Origin of the sequence: Furfurilactobacillus curtus, from assembly GCF_045862785.1 — a bacterium.
In the GTDB taxonomy this organism is placed as follows: domain Bacteria; phylum Bacillota; class Bacilli; order Lactobacillales; family Lactobacillaceae; genus Furfurilactobacillus; species Furfurilactobacillus curtus.
This window is the reverse complement of record NZ_BQXO01000005.1, coordinates 42,861-52,368: the sequence shown is the minus strand read 5'-3', so window position 1 is coordinate 52,368 and position 9,508 is coordinate 42,861. Positions and strand designations below refer to the sequence as shown.

The following is a 9,508-nucleotide window of genomic DNA, read 5'->3' as shown; positions in this document are numbered from 1 at the left end:
CGCAAGGATCAGGCTTACGGAACTCGACAATGACTCAGAGTGCAGTCAGCCGCTTTGAACCTGAGCACTAGCTGCTCAGAATTATTGACTATCAAACAAGAATTTGGCCAAATCCATTAAAAAAGCGCTTGGTCTAGGTAATGCTTTAATATTACCTAGACCAAGCGCTTTTACTTATAAATTGAGTGATTGGAGACATTAACAGCGTCGCAATTGCGATGATCAATGGTGATCAATATTGAATGGTTACGAAACGAGTTTGTCGAGGCAGCGTAACTTGAATTGTGCCCCGCTTTGAGATCTGCGGCCGAAGCCGAATGCCTTGATCAGTTGTCACACGATAACCGGTACCATAGTTAAAAAATGGTAAGTCAATTTGGTGGCCTTGGGCAATGGTTGGTATGACCATTTTGGTTCCATCTGGCCGTGGCATTAGCGTTACCGTCTTTTTGGTGATAACCTGTTTTCCCTGTGAAATAACGGCTTGATGCTGATAAATCTCTGTCAGATAAGGCAAGCTTCGTTTAGGCGCATAGTCAAAGTATCGTGCAGAAGTCGCAAAATGGTGGTAACCGCTGGCCGTCACAACTGGCTTAGACACGGCTACGGTGGCAATACTCGTTACTAACGTTAACAACATCGCACCGCCAACAATAACGCGGCGCCAAGATTGCCGTAGTTGGACCTGATCAACCATCAAAACAAAAACCACCAGTGTGAAAAAACTAATAAACGTGTAGAACCGCCATGGGTGCTGCAAAATTCGGACAGGTGTGTGTTCAAATAGCTGCCACGGAAATAGCTTCGTCGTCGCCCAAAATAGCAACGTGTTCAGGGTTGTCATCGTTCTACCAAAACGATCTAAATGGCGAAAACCAACCCACGTTGCGACTAAAGCAACAAGCACAATCGTCCCTAAGGTCACGCCATGAGTCAGCAGGCCAGTTTTCGTGACATTGCCAAAACCATAGCCAACTGCGACTAACGGCGAGATCGCTTGACCAGCCATGGAACCTAATTTTGGTGAGGCAATCGTGACCGCTTGACTCGTTTTTAGCATCGGTAACAATTCCGGCAGACTAACGACCAGCGTTGCTAGGCCAGTTAGAGTGAGATCGACCCACGTTCGACCATCACGCAAATCACGCCAGCCTAAGGCCAATACAACGATCACCATCCCCGCGGCTAATGCAGCCGAAAGTACATGGGTATAAACTAACATCACAGCGCCCAAAGTGGTTAGCAACCAGGCGTAACGATGCCGTTTCAACGTCAAATACAGTCCTAGAAACAATAAAGGATACCACATCATCGATTGAGCTTCTGGCAAATCAAAGCGCACCATCTCATTAAAGACGAGATAACCCGACAAGTTGTACAAGACGGCAAATAGATAAGCGCCCATAATCGGCCGGCGCGCCTGACGAACTTGCAAAAATTTCAACATGCACCAATAAGCGATCCAGCACCCTAAAATAATGTAAAGTAAATTGCCCAAATATAAAGCCGAAATTCCTGGGACCCCGAGCAGACGTAGTAGCGCATAGGGATACAAGAAAAGATAAGGGTAAAAAATCTGAATACCTAATCCCGCTTGCCGAAAAGTAAACGTGCTAATCGCGTTATGCCACGCACCCTGTTGTGCGGCCCGATACAATTCCTCAATTCGATTTACATGAAATTGTTGATCCCAGCCACCGAATAATTGATTGTTTAATAAAAAAGGCAATTCAATCACTAAGGCAACGCTAATAAATGTCAGCCACAGCCACAACCGCCGATGTTGGCGAAGCCAACCATAAAAGCCGGCCGTTTTAACATAGGCCTGCTGCTGTTGTGCCAAAGAAGCTCGATAATCCACCGTGTTTCACCCATTTTCCTAATTTTAAATAACGAACGTATCGTACCATAGGACCACTTTAGTGACGAGACAGAATTGACCGACTTTTAAATCAGATTGCCAATAAAACTCTGTCGAATATATTTTAAGTAGGCAATGTAAACGCGCGGATATTCTGACAGGTTACGTGGATCAACGTTAATCGCATCGCTAAATTTATCTAGGCGATAACGTAACGTATTGCGATGAATGTGTAGTGTCTTAGCCGTTAACGAATTATCACCATTCAGTTGCGTAAATGTCCAAAAGGTTTGTAAAAGTACCTGACCATTATTCACAGCCGCTAAAGCGATCATAGCGTCCGTAATTTCGCTAACATCAACATTGCTTTGCATCAACTCGTCGACTTCGACCAGTTGTTGATAAAAATACATATCCGTATAATGCAAATATTTGGCAATCAAAATGGTTCGCATCGCTTCATGAAGTGAGTCATGTAATGATTGTCGAACATTGCCGACTCCCATTTGCCATTGCTCATGATGTCGTACTTGCTTCAAGATTTCGTCTAACTCCCGTAAATCATCCGTAAAGATAATGTATTCCAAATGAGTAAACGTTAAATACGAGAGGGTTGAATGAGCCAACACCGCCGCTAGCTCTTGGCGTTGATGTTCATCATTGGGAATCCGAATCAAGGCCACTTGATATTTTCGTGATAAATCAATTTTTAATTTACGCGCAGTGTCTAAAAAATGTTGATCTGCATCATCCAAGGAACTCAGTAATAACCACTGATGATAGAAGATCGAACGTTCCTCGGAGTCAATTTGTTGCTGCCGATGTTCAATTTCTGATTGAACTAAAAATTCAAAACTATCCACAATGATTCGCACGAATGGTGCCACGACTGTCGGTTCACCCATAACTTCTACGGCACCCACGTTAATGTTGACTCGCACGGGAGCAATGACACCCATTTTGGCAGCATCCCAATCATCAACGGTCGTTGTCTTGGTTGTGATCGCCTCCACTGCAGCCGAATTGCGCTTTCGTGTCCGAAGATTTTTCCCATCATGATCAAAAAGTTGCAACTCATACGGTAAATCAATCTGGATGGTCTTAATCAGTCGAGTCAGGCTATCACCTGCTAGTTTTAGCATAATCGCGCTCCCCTGTTTAAATTGTGCATATGCACAATAAACTCCGTCTATCTGTATATGGCATAATTCTACCACAGGCCTGATAATAAACTCATAGTTAAATGAAAGCGCTTAATTTAACCGTGATGATTTCGATAATGAGGATGGTTTACCATGGCATTGATTGAAGAGAATTTGATTCTACTAGATATACAAGCAACTGATCGCAATGACGCCCTCAGTCAGATTGCTGAACATTTGCACAAAGATGGTTTCGTCAAAGCTAGTTATCGCGATGCCATTATTAACCGTGAGGCAAATTTTTCCACTGGCCTGCAAACTGCGACAATCGGAGTGGCAATTCCGCATACTGACGCTGAACACGTCAATACTGCTAAAATCGCGGTTGCCCGACTACAACAGCCGGTGACGTTTCAACAAATGGGTGATGGGCAACCCGTTGCAGTTGAAATGATCTTTATGCTGGCGCTAAAGGAACCACACGCCCAGTTAACTATGCTCCAAAATTTGATGACCATGTTTCAAAACACGGAGGTTATGAGTCAACTGATCCACGCAAAAACTTCCGCCGCGGTTTTAGCAATCTTAAACGAGAACAACATTAACTAATTTAAAAGGGGTATTTCAAAAAAATGGCAGTTATTAAATGGTTACTGAGCGCCGGACCCACGGTAATGCTCCCAATTTTATTATTGATCTTCGGATTACTCTTAGGCTTAAAGCCAGGTAAGGCCTTCAAAGCGGGCTTAACCGTCGGGATTGGTTTCACTGGTTTGAACTTAGTCATCGGATTACTAACATCTAACTTAGGACCAGCTGCTCAAGCGATGGTCAAGAACTTTGGCTTACATCTCTCTACGATTGACGTCGGTTGGCCAGCTGCTTCGGCAATTTCATACGGCACGGTTTTGGGGAGCTTGGCGATTCCAATTGGAGTGGCGGCTAACGTCATCTTGTTAGTCGTTGGTTTAACCAAGACACTGGATGTTGACCTGTGGAACTACTGGCACATTGCTTTTACCGGTTCACTCGTCTACGCTGCTACGCAAAACTTTGCACTTGGTTTAGTCACGATGGTCGTTCACCTCATGTGGATCTACTTCTTGGCCGATCTAGCTGCGCCAACCATTCAACGTCACTATGGCTTAGCTGGCATTTCATTTCCTCAAGGGGCTTCTGCACCTGGATTTGTCTTGGCTTTGCCAATTAACTGGTTATTAGACCGCATTCCTGGGGTCAAAAACATCGAATGGACCCCTGAACGAATTCAAAAACGACTTGGGATCTTTGGCGATTCGGCGGTGATGGGTTTAATCATTGGGATTATCATTGGTGCTTTAGCTGAATATCCAGTTGCCAAGATCTTGAACTTAGGTGTTTCAACTGCGGCCGTGCTAATCTTGATGCCGCGCATGGTGTCGCTGCTAATGGAAGGATTAACACCGATCTCTGAAGCAGCTAACAAAATGGTTCAAAAGCATTTTCCAGAACGGAACCTATATATTGGGATGGATTCAGCCTTAGCTGTTGGTCAAGAAGCTGTCTTATCTGCATCACTGATCTTAGTTCCATTGACCTTGCTTATCGCCGTTATTCTACCTGGTAACACCGTGTTACCATTTGGTGACTTGGCCACCATTCCGTTCATGATCGCGGTTATGGCTGCCGTCTTTAACGGAAATGTTTTCCGAATCGTCATCGGTGGCATCGTTGACATGGTTATCTCGTTACTCATCGCTTCATGGGCCGCCCCACTATTAACCGCTGTGGCAAAAACAGCGCACTTCAATATGAAAGGCAATTCCAGCATTTCAATCCTGTCCGATGGTGGTGCGTGGACGACTTGGATGATTGTTGGCCTCGGTAAGAGTTTCTTGTGGCTTGGAATTATCGGACTGGGTATAATTGCTTTGGCCCTAATGATCTGGCTCAACAAATTTCATAAACAAACAAATGTAGATTAGTTTTTAAAATAAAAGGAGAACCAAATTATGGCAAAGAAAGATTTAATGGTTGTCTGTGGAACTGGGATTGCAACGTCAACGGTCGCAACTGGCAAAATCAAAGACTATTTGGAAGATCAAGGACTGATTGATCAAGTTGTCTTCCACCAATCCAAGATTGCCGATGAAGTCGCTAATATTGACAATGGTGACTACGATATTGTCGTTTCAACCACCATGGTGCCAAGCAACATCAAAGACAAGGTGATTTCAGGTGTGCCTTTGTTAACTGGTATTGGCATCGACTCCGTATTTGAGGAAATCAAAAAAGAAGTTGAAGCTTGATTGCTGGTGAAATTGGGTTAACAACTTATTAAACAAGATAGCCCCACGATTAGCGTTTTAATCCTAATCGAGGAGCTATCTTTTCGTTTGCTTTACTAACTTATAAGATGATTTTTAGGATTTAGTTCGTCACCTTTTCAGCTTCCTTAGCAACTGCCGCCATCGCCAATGCATTGATCCAGTTCAATGGCTGATCAAAGTTAGGTTGGAAGAACATGTCGACCATCGACAACGTCTCGATTGTCATCTTGGTTTGAATTGCCAAAGAAATCACGTTAGCGGAAACAGAAACATCATGCGCACTGTAGAACGCGCCACCTAAGACTTGATGAGTCTTTGGATCCCACGTTAACGTACACAAAATACTAGTCGTCGATAACATGAAGTCTGGTCGGTAATCTTGCTTAATCGTGACGGTTTCATAATCAACGTTACGAACCTTCGCTCCTTCAGCAGTTAAGCCTGATGCTGCAATCGTTTGCCCGTATAATTCAACAGCAGAAGTTGCTTGGGTCCCGAGATATTTTTCGGTCGGTGCAACCAAATTGTGGCCCACAAGAATCCCCTGACGCACTGCGTTAGTTGCCAATGGAATGTAATCATTTTTACCAGTTGGATTGTAATGAACAGCTGCAGAATCCCCTGCCGCAAAAATGTCTAGGTTACTAGAGCGCATGTAATCGTCCGTGATAATAGCACCATTTGGCAACATGTCCACTTTGCCCTTCATCAATTCCGTCCGTGGCCGAAAACCAGTACACAATACAGCAATATCAGCTGTGTACGAACCCTTGTCAGTAGTGACGGTAATCTGATCCTCACCGCTAAAGCTGACGACCTTTTCGCCAAGCGCTAATTTAACATCATGATCACGATATTCCTGTTCAACTTGGTCAGTAATGTCGCGGTCAAAATTCTTAGCCAATACTCGTGGTAGCGCATCGATTAAGGTGACCTCTTTATCTGTCAGGCTATATTGCTCTGCCAATTCGGCCCCAATATAACCTGAACCGATCACGATTGCACTTTTAATCTGTTTCGCTGACGCTTGTAACTTCTTTGCGTCATCCCAGTTCTTACACAGATAAACGTTTTGATTATCGATACCTTCAATTGGTGGAATAATCGGTGCTGAACCAGTAGTAACCACTAATTTATCATAAGAATCGGTGGCCACCTGATTCGTGGTTAAGTCAGTCACCGTAACAGTCTTAGTTTCCGGATTAATCGCTGTAACCTCGTGTTTCATCTTCATGTTGGCACCAAGCCCAGTTAAGGCCTCAGGGCTTGAATAAAACATTTTTTCAGGATCAGAGACATGATCACCAACCCACAATGCAATCCCACAAGAAAGAAACGACACCGTGTCATTTTTTTCGTAGACAGTCACCTGTGTGCCTGGGTGATCTGTTAAAATTTGTTGCGCGGCAAAAGTTCCAGCATGCGTGGCACCAACGATGATTACTTTCATAAGTCTACTCCTTCACAAAAACGGTTGTGTAAAATCAAGTTGTGTACAACCACAGTTTATCGATTTAGAAACCGCTGTCAATGCTATTGTCATACCTCTTCAATGCCTTCACTAGACGATCATCCGTCACCCGATGGCATCGCAAAAGATTGTGAAATTTTTATTTATAACCTGATAGCATGCTTGGTACAGTTGAACCCGAAGTACCCGATTAATTAATCAGCCATTGCGGGCGCAATTTTAGGAAGGGACATAAACACGGTCCCAAATCCAGTCTACGATAGATTGTTCAATCCAGAGTCGAGCACCATAACATGGTATGAAGACGCAAGGATTTTAAGAGTCGCTTGCTAGTAGTCACTAGCAGGCTAATTAGGTCAACCTGGACGTAACGGGCATCGGTTCAGCCTGTGTCGTTATCGTTAGCGGACTTCGCTTACGATAAGGCCTGACTGTGAAACCGGTGCACCTCCGGGTTCAGAGCAGGCCCACGGCGTTCCAGCCGAATGCCCGTGGAGTTCAGGTTGGCCGGCAGTGAACAAGCGTGTAACCAGCCAATCTAAGTACACTAATGCTAATCTAAACTGCCCACCCTAGGATCGTAAACGGGCTAAAACCGTCCAATTACGATTGCCAGTTGGGGTTCACTTTCGCCCCAGTGCTCAGCTTGTTTCACGGGATCAAGGACGTCTTCAATTATGGCAAGAAGGGATCACACACAACTTTAAAATATAAAATGAGTGAACCGAAAAGTAGGCCCACCTGGACGTAACGGGCATCGGCTCAGCCTGTGTCGTTATCGTTAGCGGGCTTCGCTTACGATAAGGCCTGACTGTGAAACCGGTGCACTTCCGGGTTCAGAGCAGGCTCACGGCGTTCCAGCCGAATGTCCGTGGAGTTCAGGTTGGCCGGCAGTGCATAACACTGTAACGAGCCAATCTAAACCTAAAGAGTAGATGTCGGTCTTGCTCATCTCTTTCTTAAACGTGCTCACAAGACCTGATCCCTGTGCCCAACCAACAAGCACAATTGGGCCAAATCCACCCACTCGTGCCTGTCCGTTGGTGCTCAAGATCACCCGGTCTTGCTCGCACTCTCTGCTTGTTGTCCACCCACTAATTCGGTATACTAGCGGCATTAGTAACCGTTTTCATTCACTACTTAAAGGGGTTATTTACATGGCTTTTGTCACTGAACACTACATTCTAGCCGTCGATCAAGGGACCACCGCCTCACGGGCAGTTGTCATTAACCAACATGGTCGGCGTGTTACCGCGGCTTCACAACCACTACCACAAATCAACCGACATCCTGGCTGGATTGAGCATGATCCCAATTTGCTATGGAACTCGGTCCAATCGGTCATTTCCACTGTGCTGATCAACGCCGGTATTCATCCTGATCAAATTGATGGCGTGGGCATCGTTACGCAACGGGAAACAACCATTATCTGGGATCGCCAAACTGGGGAACCAATTGCCCCGGCTATCGGTTGGCAGTCCAAGCAAATTGACAGTACCACGCCAAAGCTTATCGCAGATGGCTATGGCGACATGATTCATGAAAAAACAGGTCTATTTATAAATTCATATTTTTCAGCTGCCAAGATTCGCTGGTTACTAGACCATGTCGATGGTGCTCAAACACGAGCCGAACGTGGTGAACTGTGTTTTGGCACGGTTGATTCTTGGTTGGCCTGGAAATTGTCAGGGTCAGCTCTGCATGTGACCGATTATTCCAATGCAAGCCGGACCATGCTCTTTAATATCCATACGTTAGATTGGGATGACGAGATTCTCAAACTGATGAACATCCCCCGTGTGATGTTGCCAGCCGTTAAATCTTCGGCCGAAGTCTATGGGCATACCCAAAACTATCAGTTTTTTGGTGCTGAAGTTCCCATTGCTGCCTTAGCTGGAGACCAACAGGCCGCCCTGTTCGGCCAAATGGGCTTTGAAAAAGGGGTCATCAAGAACACATATGGTGCAGGTGCCTTTATCGTAATGAACACCGGAACAGAGCCCTTAATTTCAAACAATGGCCTGCTCACAACGATTGCTTACGGTGCCAACGGAACGATTAAGTACGCCTTAGAAGGATCCATCTTCGTCGCTGGTTCGGCGATTGGTTGGCTTCATGATGAAATGAAAATGATTCCTGACGAGCCAGCTGCTAAACGGGCTGCACTAGCTTCTACAGACGATGATGAAGTTTATGTCGTTCCTGCCTTTTCTGGTTTAGGAGCCCCTTACTGGGATCCGGACGCTCGGGGCGCCGTTTATGGCATCACGCGGGGCACCACACAAAATGACTTTGTCAAAGCCACCTTGCAGTCGATTGCTTACCAAACACGTGATGTCATTGAAACCATGCGAAAAGATACCCAACTTGCCATTCCGCGACTTAAGGCAGATGGTGCCTCCTCACGCAATACTTACCTGATGCAATTTCAAGCCGATATTTTAAATATGGAAATTGACCGTTCTGCCGATGAAGAGACAACGGCGCTAGGGGCCGCTTATCTGGCAGGACTTGCGGTCGGCTTCTGGGATAACATCGATGATTTAGCCAAAATTTATCAGGCCGGCAAAACCTTTTCACCCACTATGGGACAATCTCAACGACAACGTTTGTACCAAGGCTGGCAACTGGCCGTTAAAGCGACGACTTTATTTAAGCTACCACCAGACAACAACGGCTAACTAAGCAATGGAAACTTTTTTCAGGTACAAATCTAATTCATGAA

The 9,508-nt window shown here is 45.2% G+C and carries 7 protein-coding genes; 4 read left to right on the top strand and 3 right to left on the bottom strand.

Features of this window, described 5'->3' with window-relative positions; translation table 11 throughout:
* Positions 1-232: 232 nt before the first annotated feature.
* Complete coding sequence (locus tag ACKTR2_RS08435) at positions 233-1,861, bottom strand: hypothetical protein (protein WP_407884434.1); 1,629 nt, start codon at positions 1,859-1,861, stop codon at positions 233-235.
* A gap of 86 nt (positions 1,862-1,947) precedes the next feature.
* Positions 1,948-3,003, bottom strand: a complete 1,056-nt coding sequence (locus ACKTR2_RS08430) for a PucR family transcriptional regulator (RefSeq protein ID WP_407884432.1) — start codon at positions 3,001-3,003, stop codon at positions 1,948-1,950.
* A gap of 153 nt (positions 3,004-3,156) precedes the next feature.
* On the opposite strand from ACKTR2_RS08430, the gene ACKTR2_RS08425 reads away from it, so the two are divergent.
* The 3 genes from ACKTR2_RS08425 to ACKTR2_RS08415 are packed head-to-tail and all read left to right on the top strand — an operon-like array spanning position 3,157 to position 5,291.
* On the top strand, positions 3,157-3,612 hold the full coding sequence (locus ACKTR2_RS08425; protein ID WP_407884430.1) for a PTS sugar transporter subunit IIA: 456 nt from the start codon (positions 3,157-3,159) through the stop codon (positions 3,610-3,612).
* A gap of 23 nt (positions 3,613-3,635) precedes the next feature.
* Positions 3,636-4,967 carry a PTS galactitol transporter subunit IIC gene (locus ACKTR2_RS08420; protein WP_407884428.1) on the top strand — a complete coding sequence of 444 codons (1,332 nt, stop codon included), beginning with the start codon at positions 3,636-3,638 and terminating at the stop codon, positions 4,965-4,967.
* 27 nt (positions 4,968-4,994) lie between these two features.
* Positions 4,995-5,291 carry a PTS sugar transporter subunit IIB gene (locus ACKTR2_RS08415; protein WP_407884426.1) on the top strand — a complete coding sequence of 99 codons (297 nt, stop codon included), beginning with the start codon at positions 4,995-4,997 and terminating at the stop codon, positions 5,289-5,291.
* Between the two features lie 121 nt (positions 5,292-5,412).
* On the opposite strand, the gene ACKTR2_RS08410 is transcribed toward ACKTR2_RS08415, so the two are convergent.
* On the bottom strand, positions 5,413-6,762 hold the full coding sequence (locus ACKTR2_RS08410) for an FAD-dependent oxidoreductase (RefSeq protein ID WP_407884424.1): 1,350 nt from the start codon (positions 6,760-6,762) through the stop codon (positions 5,413-5,415).
* A 1,178-nt stretch (positions 6,763-7,940) separates the two neighbouring features.
* Here ACKTR2_RS08410 and glpK point away from each other — a divergent pair.
* Complete coding sequence (gene glpK, locus ACKTR2_RS08405; RefSeq protein WP_407884422.1) at positions 7,941-9,464, top strand: glycerol kinase GlpK; 1,524 nt, start codon at positions 7,941-7,943, stop codon at positions 9,462-9,464.
* The last annotated feature ends 44 nt before the right edge of the window (positions 9,465-9,508 follow it).

Excerpts from the sequence above, each read along its gene's own strand:
- ACKTR2_RS08420 (WP_407884428.1), top strand. The coding sequence starts at position 3,636 with ATGGCAGTTATTAAATGGTTACTGAGCGCCGGACCCACGGTAATGCTC.
- ACKTR2_RS08430 (WP_407884432.1), bottom strand. The coding sequence starts at position 3,003 with ATGCTAAAACTAGCAGGTGATAGCCTGACTCGACTGATTAAGACCATC.
- ACKTR2_RS08415 (WP_407884426.1), top strand. The coding sequence starts at position 4,995 with ATGGCAAAGAAAGATTTAATGGTTGTCTGTGGAACTGGGATTGCAACG.
- ACKTR2_RS08410 (WP_407884424.1), bottom strand. The coding sequence starts at position 6,762 with ATGAAAGTAATCATCGTTGGTGCCACGCATGCTGGAACTTTTGCCGCG.
- ACKTR2_RS08425 (WP_407884430.1), top strand. The coding sequence starts at position 3,157 with ATGGCATTGATTGAAGAGAATTTGATTCTACTAGATATACAAGCAACT.
- glpK (WP_407884422.1), top strand. The coding sequence starts at position 7,941 with ATGGCTTTTGTCACTGAACACTACATTCTAGCCGTCGATCAAGGGACC.